This window comes from Pararcticibacter amylolyticus (assembly GCF_003130405.1).
In the GTDB taxonomy this organism is placed as follows: domain Bacteria; phylum Bacteroidota; class Bacteroidia; order Sphingobacteriales; family Sphingobacteriaceae; genus Arcticibacter; species Arcticibacter amylolyticus.
In genome coordinates this window covers 1-456 of the sequence record NZ_QEAS01000112.1, presented here as the reverse complement: position 1 = coordinate 456, position 456 = coordinate 1, and the positions used below count along the sequence as shown (strand labels likewise).

At 64.3% G+C, this 456-nt stretch carries 1 protein-coding gene; it reads right to left on the bottom strand.

Annotated elements, in window-relative coordinates; all coding sequences use genetic code 11:
• On the bottom strand, positions 1–456 hold a 456-nt coding region (locus DDR33_RS26305), incomplete at both ends, for a DUF6443 domain-containing protein (protein ID WP_238387957.1).

The window sequence follows — 456 nt, the reverse complement described above, 5'->3', positions numbered from 1 at the left end:
GTCTCGCTGACATAGAGCTGGTTCTGCCCGTAGCTGCCTTCGTCTTTCAGGCTGCGGTTGCCACTGGCGTCGATGCTGACGCCGTATTGTTTTGCCCATCTGCCGTTGCCTTCGGACAGGGAGGCGTCACTGTTGCTGTAGTAGCCCTGGCGCACGGTGTGGCCCTGGCCGATCTGCCAGTCGCTGCCGGGGGCGCCTTGTTCTTCTACGCGGTTGAGTGGGGAGGGCTCGAAGCGGGTCTCGGCAAAGGGGGACGGGATACGGGGGATGCCGGTGGGCAGCTGCGCTTCGCTGCCGGATGGGTTATAGAAGGCCATGATGCCGCTGCCGGGGGTCAAGGCCCCGGCTTTATAGCTGCCGTTAGCGCTGGGGTCGGCATAGGGCAGGTATTTTTTTGCTTCGCGGCCGAAGGGGTCGTATTCGAAGGGGGTGACCAGGTCGCGGGTGGCCTGGGGG